Annotated in this window: 16 protein-coding genes; 7 read left to right on the top strand and 9 right to left on the bottom strand. The window is 69.5% G+C overall.

Annotated features, from left to right (window positions below):
• The first annotated feature begins 53 nt into the window (after window positions 1–53).
• The 3 genes from AB7E83_RS08890 (at window position 54) to AB7E83_RS08880 (ending at window position 3,783) form a co-directional block, all read left to right on the top strand.
• Window positions 54–743 carry a hypothetical protein gene (locus AB7E83_RS08890; protein WP_428567969.1) on the top strand — a complete coding sequence of 230 codons (690 nt, stop codon included), beginning with the start codon at window positions 54–56 and terminating at the stop codon, window positions 741–743.
• Between the two features lie 89 nt (window positions 744–832).
• The gene (locus AB7E83_RS08885) at window positions 833–2,110 is read left to right on the top strand and encodes a TIGR03862 family flavoprotein (protein ID WP_428568013.1); all 1,278 of its coding nucleotides are present in this window, start codon (window positions 833–835) and stop codon (window positions 2,108–2,110) included.
• Window positions 2,101–3,783: an NAD(P)/FAD-dependent oxidoreductase gene (locus AB7E83_RS08880; RefSeq protein WP_428567966.1), complete on the top strand. Its 1,683-nt coding sequence runs from the start codon at window positions 2,101–2,103 to the stop codon at window positions 3,781–3,783. Before AB7E83_RS08885 ends, AB7E83_RS08880 begins: the two co-directional genes overlap by 10 nt.
• Before the next feature lie 60 nt (window positions 3,784–3,843).
• Here AB7E83_RS08880 and AB7E83_RS08875 read toward each other — a convergent pair whose 3' ends face one another.
• Window positions 3,844–4,080: a hypothetical protein gene (locus AB7E83_RS08875; RefSeq protein WP_428567963.1), complete on the bottom strand. Its 237-nt coding sequence runs from the start codon at window positions 4,078–4,080 to the stop codon at window positions 3,844–3,846.
• 219 nt (window positions 4,081–4,299) lie between these two features.
• Here AB7E83_RS08875 and AB7E83_RS08870 point away from each other — a divergent pair, with 219 nt between their 5' ends.
• Both AB7E83_RS08870 and AB7E83_RS08865 read left to right on the top strand, forming a co-directional pair.
• On the top strand, window positions 4,300–5,400 hold the full coding sequence (locus AB7E83_RS08870; protein WP_428567960.1) for a VWA domain-containing protein: 1,101 nt from the start codon (window positions 4,300–4,302) through the stop codon (window positions 5,398–5,400).
• 97 nt (window positions 5,401–5,497) lie between these two features.
• Window positions 5,498–6,484 carry a GNAT family N-acetyltransferase gene (locus AB7E83_RS08865; RefSeq protein WP_428567957.1) on the top strand — a complete coding sequence of 329 codons (987 nt, stop codon included), beginning with the start codon at window positions 5,498–5,500 and terminating at the stop codon, window positions 6,482–6,484.
• Between the two features lie 17 nt (window positions 6,485–6,501).
• Here the strand turns inward: AB7E83_RS08865 and AB7E83_RS08860 are convergent, their stop codons facing one another.
• A complete protein-coding gene (locus AB7E83_RS08860; RefSeq protein WP_428567955.1) occupies window positions 6,502–7,512 on the bottom strand; it encodes a D-2-hydroxyacid dehydrogenase in 1,011 nt (336 codons plus the stop codon).
• A 128-nt stretch (window positions 7,513–7,640) separates the two neighbouring features.
• Here AB7E83_RS08860 and hpaD point away from each other — a divergent pair, with 128 nt between their 5' ends.
• Window positions 7,641–8,642 carry a 3,4-dihydroxyphenylacetate 2,3-dioxygenase gene (gene hpaD, locus AB7E83_RS08855; protein ID WP_428567953.1) on the top strand — a complete coding sequence of 334 codons (1,002 nt, stop codon included), beginning with the start codon at window positions 7,641–7,643 and terminating at the stop codon, window positions 8,640–8,642.
• Here hpaD and AB7E83_RS08850 read toward each other — a convergent pair.
• From AB7E83_RS08850 to AB7E83_RS08825, 6 genes are all read right to left on the bottom strand, one after another.
• The gene (locus tag AB7E83_RS08850) at window positions 8,635–9,312 is read right to left on the bottom strand and encodes a Crp/Fnr family transcriptional regulator (RefSeq protein WP_428567950.1); all 678 of its coding nucleotides are present in this window, start codon (window positions 9,310–9,312) and stop codon (window positions 8,635–8,637) included. The genes hpaD and AB7E83_RS08850 overlap by 8 nt on opposite strands.
• A gap of 107 nt (window positions 9,313–9,419) precedes the next feature.
• Window positions 9,420–10,418 (bottom strand): Bug family tripartite tricarboxylate transporter substrate binding protein, encoded by a 999-nt coding sequence (locus tag AB7E83_RS08845; protein ID WP_428567948.1) that lies wholly within the window; start codon window positions 10,416–10,418, stop codon window positions 9,420–9,422.
• A 10-nt stretch (window positions 10,419–10,428) separates the two neighbouring features.
• Window positions 10,429–10,764, bottom strand: coding sequence for a cupin domain-containing protein (locus tag AB7E83_RS08840; RefSeq protein WP_428567945.1), 336 nt, complete (start codon window positions 10,762–10,764; stop codon window positions 10,429–10,431).
• Window positions 10,765–10,793: 29 nt separating this feature from the next.
• Entirely contained in the window at window positions 10,794–12,548 is a 1,755-nt protein-coding gene (locus tag AB7E83_RS08835) for an ABC transporter permease (protein WP_428567943.1), read from the bottom strand.
• Between the two features lie 8 nt (window positions 12,549–12,556).
• Window positions 12,557–13,642, bottom strand: coding sequence for an ABC transporter ATP-binding protein (locus AB7E83_RS08830; protein WP_428567940.1), 1,086 nt, complete (start codon window positions 13,640–13,642; stop codon window positions 12,557–12,559).
• The gene (locus tag AB7E83_RS08825; protein ID WP_428567938.1) at window positions 13,639–15,087 is read right to left on the bottom strand and encodes an NAD(P)/FAD-dependent oxidoreductase; all 1,449 of its coding nucleotides are present in this window, start codon (window positions 15,085–15,087) and stop codon (window positions 13,639–13,641) included. The genes AB7E83_RS08830 and AB7E83_RS08825 overlap by 4 nt, the downstream gene beginning before the upstream one ends.
• A gap of 44 nt (window positions 15,088–15,131) precedes the next feature.
• On the opposite strand from AB7E83_RS08825, the gene AB7E83_RS08820 reads away from it, so the two are divergent.
• Window positions 15,132–15,344 carry a hypothetical protein gene (locus AB7E83_RS08820; protein ID WP_428567935.1) on the top strand — a complete coding sequence of 71 codons (213 nt, stop codon included), beginning with the start codon at window positions 15,132–15,134 and terminating at the stop codon, window positions 15,342–15,344.
• A 15-nt stretch (window positions 15,345–15,359) separates the two neighbouring features.
• Here AB7E83_RS08820 and AB7E83_RS08815 read toward each other — a convergent pair whose 3' ends face one another.
• A complete protein-coding gene (locus AB7E83_RS08815; protein ID WP_428567932.1) occupies window positions 15,360–16,046 on the bottom strand; it encodes an RloB family protein in 687 nt (228 codons plus the stop codon).
• Window positions 16,047–16,052: the final 6 nt, after the last annotated feature.

Below are 16,052 nucleotides of genomic sequence, written 5' to 3'. Positions count from 1 at the left end.
GCGCCAGCGCAGTGATGAGCCAGGAAGGTGCGGTTGCTGCGGCTGAGCTCCCGGTGGCGCAGACCGTGACAGCTCAGGCCGCGGTGGAGGCGCTCACGCCCGCCGCACCGCCGCAGCTCCAGTTGGGCACGATCAAGACGAAGGTTCCGCCCGTCACCCAGGCCGCGCAGGTCGCCGATGCCAACGAGGCCGCGCTTCGCGCCGAGCTCAAGTACGAGACCGTGCGCTGGAACGGCAAGCCGGTGCTCACGCTCGACGAAGGCTCGCGCGTGCTGCTCGTGAAGGCCGCCGCGCGTGAAGCGGGCCTCGACAAGGTCGGGCTGAGCTTCCACGACGTCTACGGGATCATCGAAGCCGAGACCTCCTGGATCCCGCGCACCGGCGCCAGCAAGGACGGCACGGCCAATCTCGGCCTGGCGCAGTTCGAGCCGCGCACGGCGCAGGGCCTGGGCATCGAGGACCCGAGCGATCCGGTGGAGGCCGTGTTCGGCGCCGCCAAATACATGAAGGACGGCGCGAAGTGGGCGTCGGCCAAGCTCGACGGCCTGAAGCTCTCGCCCGACGAGCGCGCCGCCAAGCTGCGCGAAGGCATCTCGATCCACTACAACCTGTCGATCAAGGGCCGCAACAAGTGGGACGGCCACAACAGCGCCGCGTTGCCGATCGAGACGCAACGCCACATCGCCAACGCGCGGGCCGGCGCCGCCGAAGCGGCTCACCTCGCGCGCACCCTGCGCGCCTGAGCTTTGCCGATTCGCGCCTGATTCACGCCGGCACGGCTGAGCCTAGCGCGGACCCCATCGGAAACGCCCGCGCGCGCACGACAGGCAGAATCCATGCCGTGCCTCTTCCTCTCCCGGATTCCTCCCACCGCACCGCCGCCGTGATTGGCGGCGGCCCCGCCGGCCTCATGGCCGCGGAGGTGCTCGCCGATGCCGGCGTGCAGGTCGACCTCTTCGACGCCATGCCGTCGGTGGGGCGCAAGTTCCTGCTGGCCGGACGCGGCGGCCTGAACCTCACCCATTCGGAACCCACGGCCAGGCTGCTGAGCCGCTATCCGGACGCGCCGCCCGGGCTGCTCGCGGCCATCGAAGCCTTCGACGGCGAGGCCGTGCGCCAGTGGGCGGCGGGCCTCGGCATCGACACCTTCGTCGGCACGTCGGGCCGCGTGTTCCCTAAGGACATGAAGGCCGCGCCGTTGCTGCGCGCCTGGCTGCACCGCCTGCGTGCCGCGGGAGTGCGCTTTCATACGCGGCATCGCTGGACCGGCTGGGCCGACGACGACGCGCTGCGCTTCGAATCGCGCGAAGGCCCGGTCTCCCACCGGGCGCATGCCGTCGTGCTCGCGCTCGGCGGGGCGAGCTGGCCGCGGCTCGGCTCCGACGGCGCGTGGGTGCCATGGCTCGAAGCGCGCGGCGTCGCGGTCGCGCCGCTGCGCGCATCCAATTGCGGATTCGACATCGCGCCGACCGGACCCGGTCGCGCGGCCTGGAGCGACTACTTCCGCGAGCGCTACGCAGGCCAGCCGGTGAAGCCCGTTGCCGCCGCGCTCGTCGACGCGAGCGGCGAGGCGGCGCGCCCCGCGCAGGGCGAGTTCGTCATCACCGACACCGGGGTCGAAGGCAGCCTGGTCTACGCCCACAGCGCGGCGCTGCGCGACCGGATCGAGGCCCACGGCAGCGCGACCTGGACCCTGGACCTGCTGCCTCGGCACGACGCCGCCCGGGTCCTCGCCGAAGTGGCGCATCCGCGCGGCTCCCGCAGCCTGTCGAGCCACCTCAAGTCGCGCCTCGGCATCCACGGACTGAAACTCGCCCTGCTCCACGAACTGCTCCCCGCGACGCACTTCGACGACGCGAAGCTGCTCGCCGCCGCGCTGAAGGCGCTGCCGCTCACGCTCGCCCGGCCGCGCCCGGTGGACGAAGCGATCAGCACCGCGGGCGGCGTGCGCTTCGATGCGCTCGACGACCGCGGCATGCTGCGCGCGCTGCCCGGCGTGTTCTGCGCGGGCGAGATGCTCGACTGGGAGGCGCCCACGGGCGGCTATCTCCTCACCGCCTGCTTCGCGACCGGGCGGCGCGCCGCGCAGGGAGTGCTGCAATGGCAGTGAGGATCACCGAGCTGCGCCTGCCGCTCGCGCACGATGCGGACGCGCTGCGCCCGGCCATCGTCGCGCGGCTCGGCATCGCCGACGCGGACCTGCTCTCCTTCGACGTGTTCCGCCGCGCCTACGACGCGCGCAAGAAGCACGCGATCGTGCTCATCTACACCGTCGATTGCGTGCTGCGCGACGAGGCGGCGGTACTCGCCGCGAAGGCCGGCGATCCGCACGTTCGCACCGCGCCCGACACCGCCTACCGCTTCGTCGCGCATGCGCCCGCGGACTTCCATGCGAGCGGGCGGCCGCGTCCGGTCGTCGTCGGCTTCGGCCCCTGCGGCCTGTTCGCCGCGCTCGTCCTCGCCCAGATGGGCCTGCGGCCGATCGTGCTGGAGCGCGGCAAGGAAGTGCGCCAGCGCACGAAGGACACGTGGGGCCTGTGGCGCCAGGGCGTGCTGAATCCGGAGTCGAACGTGCAATTCGGCGAAGGCGGCGCCGGCACCTTCAGCGACGGCAAGCTCTGGAGCCAGATCAGCGACCCGCGCCACCTCACGCGCAAGGTGCTGCACGAGTTCGTGAAGGCAGGCGCGCCGGAAGAGATTCTTTTCGTGAGCAAGCCGCACATCGGCACCTTCCGGCTCGTGAGCATGGTCGAGAAGATGCGCGCGGAGATCGTGTCGCTGGGCGGCGAGATCCGCTTCGGCCAGCAGGTGACCGACGTGCGCATCGAGCGCCGCGGCGATGCGCTGCAACTGCGCGGCCTCACCCTCGCCTCGGGCGAGCAGCTCGACGCCGACCACGTGGTCATGGCGCTCGGCCACAGTGCGCGCGACACCTTCGAGATGCTGCACGCGCGCGGCGTGTTCATGGAGGCGAAGCCGTTCTCGGTCGGTTTCCGCATCGAGCATCCGCAGGGGCTCATCGACCGTGCGCGGTTCGGGCCGAACGCGGGCAACCCGATCCTGGGCGCCGCCGACTACAAGATCGTCCACCACGCGAGCAACGGCCGCGGCGTCTACAGCTTCTGCATGTGTCCGGGCGGCACGGTCGTGGCCGCGACCTCGGAGCCGCAGCGCATGGTCACCAACGGCATGAGCCAGTACTCGCGCAACGAGCGCAATGCGAATGCGGGCATCGTGGTCGGCATCGCGCCGCAGGACTACCGGCAGGACGGACGCGCCGACGGCCCGGTCGACCCGCTCGACGGCATGCGCTTCCAGCGCATCTGGGAGTCGCGCGCGTACGAGCTCGGCGGCGGCGGCTACGTCGCGCCGGCCCAGCGCGTCGGCGACTTCATCCGCCGCCAGCGCAGCACGGCGGTCGGCGCCGTGCTGCCGTCGTACAAACCCGGCGTGGCGATGGTCGACCTGGCCGAGCCGGGACGCGGCAGCCTGCCGGAATACGCGCTGGACGCGATCCGCGAAGCCTTGCCGGCGTTCGAGAAGCAGATACGCGGTTTCGCCATGGACGACGCCGTGCTGACCGGCGTGGAGACTCGCACCTCGTCGCCGCTTCGGATCACTCGCGATCGCCAGCACCAGAGCCTGAACGTCCGCGGCCTGTTTCCGGCCGGGGAAGGGGCGGGCTACGCGGGCGGGATCATGTCGGCGGGCGTGGACGGGATCGAGGTCGCCGAGTCCGTGGCGCGGTCGATGCTCGCAGTGGCCGAGCAACGGCCGGCCTGACCGCGGCGCTGTCGCGGCCGATGCCGCGACAGCGTCCGTCCCGCGGTCGAACTTTCGAATTCAGTGCAGCGCCTGCGGCGTCCCCAGCCCCAGCCGCTTCCTCAGCGCATCCTCGTACTCCCAGTCCGCGGCGCAATCGCTGTCGCAGAACAGGCGGTCGTCGATCCCGCGGTCCTCGGCGCAGTGGTGGCAGTAGCCCACCGGCTTGAGCGCCGAGCTGCGCTGGCGCTGCGCGGCAAGGGCCTGGGACAGGTGACGCTGCTCGGAGTCGAATGCGAGGTCTGCTTCGTCGGCCATGGTGTTTCTCGGTTGCTACGGGGTTGAGGGGTGTTCCGAAGCCAGATTCTTTCTTCGCCGCGTGCCGCGCGGTGCTCCGCGAAGCCGCACTTGCTGTAGGACCGCGGCCCTCGGCGCTACCCGACGATTGGCGCCTCGCGCGTGCGACGGTTGCCAAGCCGGCGCTTCCCGGGCACGATGGTTGCGTCCGCGACGAGCGAATTACCCGACGCCCCGAAGATGTTCTACCTGTGGCCCGAATACCTCTGGGCGCTGCTCGCCGTACCCCTGCTGCCGGTGGTGTACCTGTGGCTGCTGCGCCGCCGGGGCAAGCCCGCGGTGCGCTTCAGCAGCGTGGCCGTGGTGCGCGCGGCCCATGCGGGGCGGCAGTGGCGCCGCCACGTCCCCCCCGCGCTCCTGCTGGTCGCCTGCTGCGGCCTGCTCTTCGCCGCCGCTCGCCCCGTGGCGCGCGTGCCGCTGCCCTGGGCCCGCTCCACGATCATGCTGGCGATGGACGTGTCGCTCAGCATGCGCGTGTCCGACGTCAAGCCGACGCGCCTGAAGGCCGCGCAGGAGGCCGCCAAGCTGTTCCTGAGCGAGTTGCCGCGCGAGGTCGAGGTCGGCCTCGTCACCTTCGCGGGCAGCACGCAGGTGGTGCAGCGTGCGACGCACGACCGGGGCGCGCTGGTCACCGCCATCGACGCCTTCCAGATGCAGACCGGCACGGCCGTCGGCAATGCCATCGTCATGTCGCTCTCGGAGCTGTTTCCCGACCACGGCCTCGACGTGGGCGAGATGACCTACGGCAACAACCAGAACTACGGCGGCAGGGGCGGCGCCGGCAATTCGGGCAATGGAGGCAACGGCAACAACCGGCGAAGCAATGCGCGCAGCCTCGACGACCGCGTGAAGCCGCAGCCGAAGCAGATCACGCCGGTCGCGCCGGGCTCGTACAACTCGGCGGCCATCATCCTGCTGAGCGACGGCCGCCGCACCACGGGTGTCGATACGCTGGAGGCCGCGAAGATGGCGGCCGACCGCGGCGTGCGCGTGTACGTGGTCGGTCTCGGCACGGTGGACGGCGAGTCGATGAGCAACGGCATGCCGATCTACCTGCGCCTCGACGAGCCCACGCTGCGCGAGGTCGCGCGCATGACGGGCGGCGAATACCATCACGCCGGCACGGCGGAGAAGCTTCGCAGCGTGTACGAGACGCTGAGCTCGCGCGTGCAGGTGCAGTCGCGCGAGACCGAGATCACGGCCCTCATCGCGCTGGGCGCCGCCCTGCTGGCCGCCACGGCCGCTGCCCTGTCGATGCTGTGGCATCGGCGCATCGCCTGAACGCCCGATCGCGTTCGACGCGACACGCGTCGCGCCCGGCCGGACAACAATCCTGCCTCCGCCCCTTGCGCTTCCGTAGTGCGCCTCGCGCGTCGCCATGACATCGATTACCTATCGCCCCTTTGCCGGCATCGACGACTTCCCTGCGATGGTCGTCTGCGCCAATGCGTCCTTCGCCGCCGACGGGCTCGACAGCGTGCGCCGCGTCGACGAAATGGTGCGCGACTATGCCGCGTTCACCTCGTGCGTTCCCGCGCGCGACGTGTGGATCGCCGAGGCGGGCAGCGAGATCGCGGGCTATGTCCGCGGCTGGCACTGGGAGCAGGCCGATGGCCTGCGCCTGTACGGCCAGCTCGGATTCGTCGCGCCGCAGTGGCGCCGGCAGGGTGTCGGCACCGCGCTGCTGGCATGGCTGGAAGGCCGCCAGCGCGAGATGGCGGCCGAGCACCCGGCCGCGCGCGCGCATGCGCACCACGCCTTCGTGCAGGAGAGCGAGACGGCGCGCGCGGCGCTGCTCGCCAGGCACGGCTACCACCGGGAGCGCGCCTTCTTCTCGATGGTGCGGCCGACGCTGCGCGACATCCCCGGCTTCGAGTTGCCCCCGGGGATCGTCCTGCGTCAGGTGCAGCCCGATCACCACCGCGCGATCTGGGACGCGCACGTCGCCGCGTTCGCGACGCACTGGGGCTGGTCGCCGCCGAAGGACGACAGCGACTACCAGTGGTGGCTGAAGAGCCCGCTGTTCCAGCCGCACCTGTGGCAGATCGCCTGGGACGTCGAGACGAACGAAGTGGCGGGCCAGGTCCGTGCCTACATCGACGCCAGCTACAACACGTCGCAGGGGCGCAAGCGCGGCTGGACGGAGTTCATCAGCGTCGGCCGGAAGTGGCGCCGGCGCGGTATCGCGCGGGCGTTGATCGCGCACAGCCTGCGCGCGCAGAAAGCGGCGGGCATGACGGAATCGGGCCTCAGCGTCGACGGCAACAACCACGACGGGGCGACGCGGGTGTACGAGGACTGCGGGTTCCGCGTGGTGAAGCGGAACTGGGTTTATCGGAAGGCGTTCGATTTAATTGGGATCTGACCCCAATTAATTGCCCTTCAATACCCTCTCACCGGATCCACCACGTTCCTCAGGCCCTCGCCCTTGCGCATCCGCACGAGATTCCCGGCCGCGATGTCCATGCAGCGCATCAGGAAGTTCTCGGGGTCGTCCATCGCCACGTGCGGCGTCATCACGAAATTGGGCAGGCCCCAGATCCACGAGTCGGCGGGCAGCGGCTCCACCGGAAAGACGTCGGAGACCGCGCCGCTCAGGTGGCCCGATTCGAGCGCGACGCGCAGCGCGTCGTGGTCCACGACCTTGCCGCGCGCCACGTTGACGAAACCGGCGTCGGGCTTCATCGCGGCGAACTCACGCTCGCCGAACATCCCCTGCGTTTCCGGCGTCAGCGGCACGCAGGCCGCGACGAACTCCGCCTCGCGCAGCGCCTCGAGCAGGCGGTCGGGCGTGAACATGCGATCGAACTCCGGACGCGCTTCGCCGGAGCGCCGCACGCCGATCACCCTCAGGCCGAGGGCGCGCGCCGAATGCGCGAACGCCTCGCCGAGGTTGCCGGCGCCGACCACGCACAAGGTCTTGCCCGCGATGGCCGTCGTGTGAACCTTCTCCCACTTGCTCTGCCGCTGGTTCGCCGCCATGCGCGGCAGTTGCGTGTTGAGCATCAGCAGCGTCATAGTCGCGTATTCGCGCGCCTTGATCGCGTGCGCGCCGCGGCTGTTGGTGAGCGTCACGGCCGGGGGCAGCCAGTCGAGCGGCAGCAGCTTCTCGATGCCGGCATTGGTGACGTGGATCCAGCGCAGATGCGGCGCGGCCGTGGCGAGGTCGCGGAGCGGAAAGCGCGGATGCGAGAGCACGAATTCGGAGGTGACCAGCACCTGCGCATCCGCCAGCGCGCCCGCGATGCCTGCCAGGTCTTCGCCACGCGAGACCTGCACGCCGGCGAACGCCTCGCCATGCGCGGCGCGCAACTGCGCGAGCCTCGCCTCGGTGATGTGGAAGACCGCCCGGTCGGTCAGGCTCTCGAAGTGAACGCGAAGCAGGGTGGACACCGCGCAACTATAGCGGAGCATGATCGATTAAATCCATCAAATCGATTCCCGTCCCCCCGAAAACGGGTGTAGCGGCTGTAGCGGCCGATACAGACGACAAGGCGCCGCGGGTCCACTATCCTTGCGCGATGACCCCGCCCGCCCTCCCCTTCAACATCCAGAAGCTCGGCTACATCGAGTACCAGGTCACCGACCTGGAGCGCTCGCGCGACTTCTACGTCGACATCATCGGCCTGTTCGAGACGGCGCGCGACAGCGAGCGCGTCTACCTGCGCGCCATCGAGGACCGCGAGCACCACTGCATCGTGCTCAAGCGCGCACCGCGCGCGGGCGTGGCGCACTTCGCTTTCAAGGTCGAGAGCGAGCAGGACCTCGACGCGCTCGAGGCGCACTTCCGCAAACTGGAGCGGCCGATGCGCTGGATCGCCGCGGGCGAGCGCCGCGCGCAGGGGCGGACGCTGCTCGTGCAGGACCCCCTGGGATTTCCCGTCGCCTTCTACGCGAAGCTCGAACCCGTCGAATGGTTCCTGCAGAAATACCACCTGCACCGCCACGGCTGCCCCACGCGGCTCGATCACGTGAACGTGCTCACGCCGGATGCGCAGAAGGGCTACGAGTGGTATTGCAACGGCCTCGGCTTCCGCCCCGCGGAAATCACCGAGGGCGACCCGCCCGAGAGCCGCATCTGGGCAAGCTGGCTGTTCCGCAAGTCCACGGTACACGACATCGCGGTGATGACGGGCGACGGCCCGGCGGTGCATCACGCCGGCCTCTCGCTGATGGAGCCCATGGGCGTGATCCGCGCTTGCGACGCGCTCGCGGGCGCGGGCTATGCCGACAGCATCGAGCGCGGCCCGGCGCGGCACGGCATCTCGAACGCGCTCTTCGTCTACGTGCGCGACCCCGACGGCAACCGCTTCGAGCTCTACACGGGCGACTACCTCACCACCGACCGCAATGCGCCTCCTGTGCGCTGGCGCCTCGACGACGCGCGCCGGCAGACGCTGTGGGGCCCGCCGCCGCCGCGCCGCTGGTTCGAGGAGTCGATGGCCGTCTCGAGCATCGAGACCGGCGAGGAGATCGCGAAGCAGCCCGCGCTAATGCGCGCGATTCCGACCTACGTCAGTTGAACATCGTCGCGCGACGCGAGGGCAGCACGATCGAGCGGCCGACGACGTCGATGCGGCCGTCCTTCTTCAGGCGCTGCAGCGCGCGCGTGACCGTGACGCGCGACAGGTTGGTCAGCGTGCCGATCTGTTCGTGCGTGAGGTCCACCTTCACCGCCGCGCCCTCGGACGCATGCACCTGCGCCATCTGGTCCAGGAACTTCATGACGCGCTGTGTCGGCGACTCGAAGACCGCCTGGTGCAGGCGGTCCACGGCGAGCCGCTGCTTGAGGCTCAGCAGCACCATCAGGCCGACGGCGAAGCGCGGATCCTTCGCCACGTACTCCTCCATCCTCAGGGTATCGAGGCGGATCAGTTCCGAACTCTCAAGCACGCGCGCCGCCGAGTAGCGCGGCAGGTGCGTGAGCGCCGCGGCTTCGCCGATCACCGAGCCGGGCCCGGCGATGTGGAAGCTGGATTCGTGGCCCTCGTTGCTTAGGTTGTAGACATGAACCTTGCCGGAGATGAGGACGTAGAAGAAATGATCGACGTCGCCCTGGCTGTAGAGGTACTCGCCGGGCTCGTACGCGACGCGCTCGCCGATGCCCGAGGCGAGCATGTGCGAGACGTATTCGCCGCGGGGCATCCAGGTTTCGGAGACCGAAGGGGAGGCGTGAGGGTGTTCGGCATGCATGGCGCTGGCTCCTGCAACTAACGTACCACCGGGCGGCGGCGGGCGCGAGAGGGGATTCACGGTGGGCGCGGAGGTGGCGCCTCCCCCGATGGAAGAGGCGCCGCCCTTTACTCGGCGGTGATGCCCGCTGCCTTCACGATCTGCGCGGACCTCGAAATCTCCTGCTGCACGAACTGGCGGAACGCCTCGCCCGTGCGCGGGATCGTCTGCACGCCGATCGTGCGCAGCGTCGCCTTCACGGATGCGTCGTTCATCGCGGCGTCGCTCGCACGGCGCAGCTCGGCCAGCACGTCGGCCGGCGTGCCCTTCGGCGCGAACAGGCCGGCCCAGGTGCCGAACACCATGTCCTTGTAGCCCAGCTCCGCGAAGGTCGGCACGTCCGGCAGCGCGAAGTGGCGCTCGGCCGAGGCGATGGCGAGCGGGCGCGTCTTGCCGCCCTGGATCAGCGGCAGCGACACGGCCACCGTGTCGAACATCATGTCCACCACGCCGCCCATCAGGTCGACCGAAGCGGGGCCGCCGCCCTTGTACGGGACATGCGTGAGGTCCACGTTCGCGAGGTGCTCGAACATCGCGCCGGACAGGTGCAGCGATGTCCCCGTGCCGGCCGACGCGTAGGTCAGCTTGCCCGGCGACGCCTTCGCGGCGGCCATCAGCTCCTGCAGCGTGCGCGGTCCCTTCTGCGCATTCACCACGAGCACGTTGGGCACCAGGCCCCACAGCGCGATGGGTTCGAAGTCCTTCTGCGCGTCGTAGCCGGGCTTCGAGAAGAGCGAGGGGTTCGCGCCATGCGTCGCGGACGTGCCGACGAGCAGCGTGTAGCCATCCGCCGTTGCGCGCGCGACGGATGCCGCGCCGATGTTGCCCGCGGCGCCGGCGCGGTTCTCCACCACGACGGACTGGCCCAGCTCCTTCGTCATGCCCTGCGCGATGGCGCGCGTGATGTTGTCGATGGCGCCCGCGGCCGCGAACGGCACGATGAACTTCACCGGCTGCTGCGGGTACTTGCGCTGCTGCGCGAAGGCGGCGGGCACGGCGGCCGCGGCCACCGTGCCGACGGACGCGGCCAGCCACTGGCGGCGCGTCGATTTACTGCTGATCGTCATGTCTCTCGATTCATTCGGTCGTGATCACGGCGAACTTCTCCAGGGTCTCGTCGATCTCGAGCACATAGGGCACGCCCTTGCGCAATTCGATCACGACACCCGGGGAGAACTCCACCACTTCGTCGCCGTCCCGCACGCGCCCACGGCCCTTGTAGACCACGAAGGTCTCGGACCACGGCATGCCCGCGGGGCGGTCGTACTTGCCCGGCTCGCCTTTCCATTTGGCCAGGCGGTAGGGTTGCTTGCCCCGCTCGGTCGGCACCGGCGCGCTGAACGTGCCGGCCGTGCCTTGCGGGATCGGGTTCCACGTCACCGTGGCGCCACTCATTTCGAATTTGCTGGTCATGGTTTTCCGCTCGGGAATGGAGAAAGGGTTCAGGCATGCGCCGGCAGGGGCGCAGACACGCGCGCGGCCGCGCGCGCCCGCGCCGCGCCATGCACGCCGCGCGCAACGGCGTAGAGGGCGCCGAGCACGACGATGGCGATGAGGAGCAGCACGAGCAGCGCCGCGGCCTGCGTGGGTGCGCCGGCCTGCAGCGCGGTGAAGACCTGGATGGACACGGTGGGCGTGGTCGAGGCGAGCAGCATCAGCGGCACGTCGAGCGTGCCGGCGATCATCACCGCCGTGACGATCCAGCCGGCCACGAGGCTGCGGCTCATGAGGCGAAGGATGATGTCGCGCAGGATGCGCAGCGGCGTGGCGCCCGAGATCGCGGCGGCCTCTTCGAGGTCGCGCCCGATCTGCGCGAGCGCGCCCCGGACGGCTCGGCTCGCGATCGGCATCACCGACACCACGAGCCCGATCAGCGCGAGCCACACCGTGCCGTACAGCTGGCGCAGGCCCGGAACGGAGATGTACGACCACAGCAAGGCCACCGCGAGCGCGACGCCGGGCATGACGATCGGGACGAGCGTCGCCGTGTCGAGGAAGCGCTCCATCGACTTCGAGGAATTGCGGCCCACGTGGCCGATCAGCGCCGCGAGCAGCATCGCGACCGCGCCGCCGGCGAAGGCGAGCATCGCGGTGAGGCGGAACGCGCCCGCCGTCTGCCGGTCGTTGAGCACCGCGGTGAAATTGGCCATCGTCATCTTCCACACGCCGATGGTCGGCTGGAAGGACGTGAGGACCAGCTGGACGACCGGCAGCACGAGCGCGACCAGCGTGAAGACCGCGACGAAGGCCGTGCCCGCCGCGCCCCAGCGGCCCAGCTCCCACTCGTCCTGCCGGAACGACTTGCCCGTGACCGTGACATAGCGGCCCGGCTTCACGACGATCCACTGCGCGACCAGCATCAGCACCAGCGCGAGCATGACGAAGAGGCTCAGCGCGCTCGCGCGGCCGTAGTCCGCGGGCACGTCGTAGTTGATCGCCTTGAAAATCTCGGTGGAGAGGAAGGAGATGCCGGACAGCGCGCCGAGGATCTGCGGAATGTCGAAGGTGCCGAGCCCGAACACGATGCCGACGATCAGCACGCCGAAGATGGCGGGCGTCATGGAAGGAAGCGTGATGCGCAAAATGGTGCTGAGCCGCCCCGCGCCCGAGATCATCGAGGCTTCCTCGTAGCTGCGGTTCATGTTCTGGAACGGCCCGAGCAGCATCAGGTAGCAGAAGCCCGTGAGCTTGAGCGACTGCACGACGACGAGGCCCGTCCAGGTGTAGGCGTTGAACAGCGTCGCCTTCGTCCCCGTGACCGCGCGAAAGCCGAGGTTGATGAGCCCCGCGCCCGGGTCGGCCAGCAGCGACCAGCTCACCGCGTAGAACAGGTTAGGCGCCGCGAAGATCAGCACCATGACCGGCGTGATGATCCAGCGCAGGCGGATGCGCGTGCGCGTCGCGAGCAGCGCGAGGAGGAGCGCCATCACGGTCGCGAGCAGCGTGGATGCGACGGCGTAGATCAGGGAATTCTTCAGCGCGCCGTAGGTGTCCTTGCTGGAATAGACGCGTATCAGCGTCTTGAGCGTCCAGTCGCTCTTCGTGCCCGGCGCCGCGTCGCGGAAGATGCCCAGCACCTGCATCAGCACCGGCCACAGGAAAAAGAACGCGACGATGGCGAAGAGCACCGCGACGCCCGCGCGGCGCGTGAGCACCGCACCCGATCCGCTCCTGTCGTTGCGCGTCGTGCCGGCCATGGCGTCCCTCAGGCGGCTTCGGGCAGCACCACGGCCTGCTCCGGCCGGACCCACAGGGTCAGCGACGTATCGCCCTCCAGCCGCGCGCCGGGCAGTTTCGCCACGAGGCGCGTGCCGTTGGCGGCAAGCACGAGCTCGGTCTGGTCGCCCAGGAACATGCGTTCGGTGACTTGCGCGTCGACGCGGTTCGCATCGTGCGTCTCGTTTTCCTGCAGGCTCGAGCTGCGGAAGGCGACGACGGCGCGCGCGCCCTGCTGCACGCGCGCCGCGGCGCTCATGCGCGCGCGCAGCGGCTGCGACCCGCCCTGCGGCTGCACGACGGCGACGTCGCCTTCGACGCCGGTCACCGTGCCGCTCACGAAGTTGTCGAAGCCGACGAATTCCGCCACCCACTGGCTCGCGGGCGACTCGAAGATCTCGCGCGGCGTGCCCAGCTGCTGCAGCCTGCCGCCCTTCATGACGGCGATGCGGTCGGACAGCGTCGCGGCCTCGAGCTGGTCGTGCGTGACGTACACGCAGGTCGTGCGCACCTCGCGGTGGATGCGGCGCAGCTCGCGGCGCATGTGGGTGCGCAAGGAGGCGTCGAGGTTGGACAGCGGCTCGTCGAGCAGGAGCACGCGCGGCTTGCTCACGAGCGCGCGCGCGAGCGCCACGCGCTGCTGCTGCCCGCCGGAGAGGTCGGACACGGCGCGCTGCTCGTACATCTCCATGCCGACGAGCGCCAGCGCCGCGCGCACCTGCGAAGCGATGTCCTTCTCGCCGCCGCGCACCTTGAGCGGATAGCCCACATTGCCGGCCACGCTCATGTGGGGCCACAGCGCGTAGCTCTGGAACACCATGCCCAGGCCGCGCTTGTCCGCGGGCATGGACCATTTGTCGCTGCCGTCGGCCACGAGTTGCCCGCCGATGGAGATGCGGCCGGCAGACGGCTGCTCCAGCCCCGCGATGCAGCGCAGCGTCGTCGTCTTGCCGCAGCCGCTCGGGCCCAGCAGCGAGAGGAACTCGCCGTCGGCCACGCGCAGTTCGAGCCGGTCGACCGCCGGCGGGCCGTCGCCGTAGCGGCAGGACATCGACTCGATGTTGATTTCGCTCATATCTTTCCTCGGCGCAGGGTGTCGGGCAGGCTGCTCATCGCATAGCTCGCCAGCCGGTTGTCGAGCTTCGACGGCGCGCGGCCTTCGCGCAGCGCGGCCTCCTTGCGGGCGACGGCGTTGCGGATCGACACGGCCGCCGCGTAGCGGATCGGCTCCGGCGGATACCAGCCCTTGCGCGCCCGGCTGAACAGTTTGCCGAGTTGCGACCAGTCATCGTCCTTGCCGAGCAGTTGCGAAGCCATGATGCGGCCGCCCAGCGCCGTGGCGCCCATGCCGTGGCCGCTGTAGCCGATGGCGTAGTGCACGCGCGGGTCGCCGGCGAGCGACGCGAACCACGGCAGGCCGGTGGGGGAACGGTCGATGGGGCCGGACCAGCCGGCGGCGATGGGCACGTCGTTCAGTTCGGGATAGAGGTAGCGGAAGTCGGCTTCCACTTCCTTCAGCATGCGTTCGCTGCGGTCGAACTCGGGTCCGATGTGGTTGGCCCACGCGATGGACCCGCCGCCGCGGCCGAGGTAGGCGCGGCCATTGCTCGTGAGGCCGCCGTAATTGAGCATCATGCGCGAGTTCACGCCGCCCGGCCGCTTGCGCAGGTTGCGCTGCGCGAGGATCTCGGGGATGGGCTCGGTCACCACGATCTCGCTGGAGGTCACCGCGATGTAGGGCTTGAACTCGGGCAGGTGCGACATCCAGGCGTTGGCCGCGAGCAGCACCTTGCCGGCGCGCACCGTGCCCTGCTCCGTGAACACCGCGACGTTGTCCTTCTCGCTCGCCACGCGCGTGACGGGCGAAGTCTCGTAGATGCGCACGCCGCGGTCGACGAGCAGCTGCCGCAGCGCGCGCGCGAGCCGCGCGGGTTGCACGCGGATCGCCTGGTCCTCGACGATGCCGCTGTAGAACGGGGCCGAGCCGAAGAGATCGCGCATTTCGTCGGCCGAGAGTTCGCGGTGCGGCGGCGTGAAGCCCGCGGCCTCCGCCGCCTTGAACATCGGCAGCCATGCGCCGGGCTGCTTCGGGAAGGTGGTGCTCCACACCGACTTCTCGACGCGCAGGTCGCAGTCGATGCCGTTGTGCCCGATGAAGTCGCGCACGTCCTGCAGGATGTCGACGCTGGCGTCGATCAGGTGCTTGGCGTCGTGCTTGCCCAGCAGCTTGACGAGCGTGGGCAGCTTGGCCCACCAGTGTCCCGTTCCGCCGCTGTTGCGCCCGCTCGCGCCGTGCCCGCACAGGCCGGCCTCGACGATGACGATCGCGAGCGTGGGCGACTGCTCCTTGAGCCGCCACGCCGTCCACAAGGCGGAAAAGCCGCCGCCGACCATGCAGACATCGGCGCGCGTGTCGCCCTTCAGCACGCGCGGCTCGAACCCGGGCTCGGCCGCCATCGCTTCCTTCAGCCACAGCGACGCATCGGCCAGCTTGCGCGGGTCCTTGCGCCAGGTTTGCATCCGCAGATCGACAGTCATACCGATTTATAGCGGATTATCGATTATTGGAAAACCGTGGGCGTCTCCGCCAGGCGCTTGGCATCAACCCGAGCCTGTACAAGAAGCTCGCCATCGATCCTATCAAGGACCTCGCGCCCGTCGGCCTGCTCGCGGCCACGCAGAGCGTGATCGCGGCGGCCGACAGCCTGACCGTCCTCAGAGCGCGGCGCGCTGTCTGCCCCGCGTCCGTGTCTATGCCGTGGAGATTCGACGCGTGATCCAGGAGGCCAGCGTCATCCGCGTGGAGTACGGAGGTGCATCAGCACGTCGACGAGCCGATGCATATCCGTGTACGTCGCTTCTCCGTCATGCGCAGTCGTGCTACTCGCTCGCGCGGCCGCATGCATCGCAGCCGTCTCTCTACGCTCTTTCGTAGCCCCCCAGTGCCCGCCTCCGCCTTTCTTGTAACCCGGCAGGTGCGCCTGCAGACGCGCTGTGACTTCGTTCCGGTGGATGGGGGCCTGCACGTCTTCGAAATGAAGGAGCAGCCACACCTCGAAGCAGGGAACGGATGCGATTGCCTCGAATGGTACGGCATGCCTTTCGTCGTTCAGCAGTTTTCCATCGAGCGCGGCGGCCTTGCTCAGCGCCGGGTAGTAGGTGTCGTGCTCGTCGCGATCGAAGACCACGTAAATGTGATCGAAGGCGCCCGCCTCGATGCCTGCATTTCGGTCACCTTTGCGAAACAGGTGCTCCGCATATTCGACGAGATCCATCGGGTCCGTGCCGAAACCGCCGTGGCGGACGTGGACATTCGCGGTAGACAAGCGCAGCTCCGCGCGAATCTCGTTCAGGTACTGAGGCTCGGTCTTCTCGCCCTCACAGACGATGAGCAGTCTCTTGAAAGCCTGACGACTGGCAGCCCGCCGACGTAAGTCGCGCGCCTCGCGTCGGTGCTTCGGCTGGCCGTCCCTCCCCACGTGCGA

Origin of the sequence: Ramlibacter sp., from assembly GCF_050250995.1 — a bacterium.
Lineage (GTDB): Bacteria > Pseudomonadota > Gammaproteobacteria > Burkholderiales > Burkholderiaceae_C > Ramlibacter.
The sequence above is the reverse complement of the archived record's forward strand: the minus strand, read 5'-3'. Positions and strand labels throughout refer to the sequence as shown.

Bases quoted from the DNA above. Each gene is read 5' to 3' on its own strand.
- AB7E83_RS08875 (WP_428567963.1), bottom strand. From the start codon at position 4,080: ATGGCCGACGAAGCAGACCTCGCATTCGACTCCGAGCAGCGTCACCTG.
- AB7E83_RS08865 (WP_428567957.1), top strand. From the start codon at position 5,498: ATGACATCGATTACCTATCGCCCCTTTGCCGGCATCGACGACTTCCCT.
- AB7E83_RS08845 (WP_428567948.1), bottom strand. From the start codon at position 10,418: ATGACGATCAGCAGTAAATCGACGCGCCGCCAGTGGCTGGCCGCGTCC.
- AB7E83_RS08830 (WP_428567940.1), bottom strand. From the start codon at position 13,642: ATGAGCGAAATCAACATCGAGTCGATGTCCTGCCGCTACGGCGACGGC.
- AB7E83_RS08840 (WP_428567945.1), bottom strand. From the start codon at position 10,764: ATGACCAGCAAATTCGAAATGAGTGGCGCCACGGTGACGTGGAACCCG.
- AB7E83_RS08850 (WP_428567950.1), bottom strand. From the start codon at position 9,312: ATGCATGCCGAACACCCTCACGCCTCCCCTTCGGTCTCCGAAACCTGG.
- AB7E83_RS08880 (WP_428567966.1), top strand. From the start codon at position 2,101: ATGGCAGTGAGGATCACCGAGCTGCGCCTGCCGCTCGCGCACGATGCG.
- AB7E83_RS08870 (WP_428567960.1), top strand. From the start codon at position 4,300: ATGTTCTACCTGTGGCCCGAATACCTCTGGGCGCTGCTCGCCGTACCC.
- AB7E83_RS08835 (WP_428567943.1), bottom strand. From the start codon at position 12,548: ATGGCCGGCACGACGCGCAACGACAGGAGCGGATCGGGTGCGGTGCTC.
- AB7E83_RS08825 (WP_428567938.1), bottom strand. From the start codon at position 15,087: ATGCAAACCTGGCGCAAGGACCCGCGCAAGCTGGCCGATGCGTCGCTG.
- hpaD (WP_428567953.1), top strand. From the start codon at position 7,641: ATGACCCCGCCCGCCCTCCCCTTCAACATCCAGAAGCTCGGCTACATC.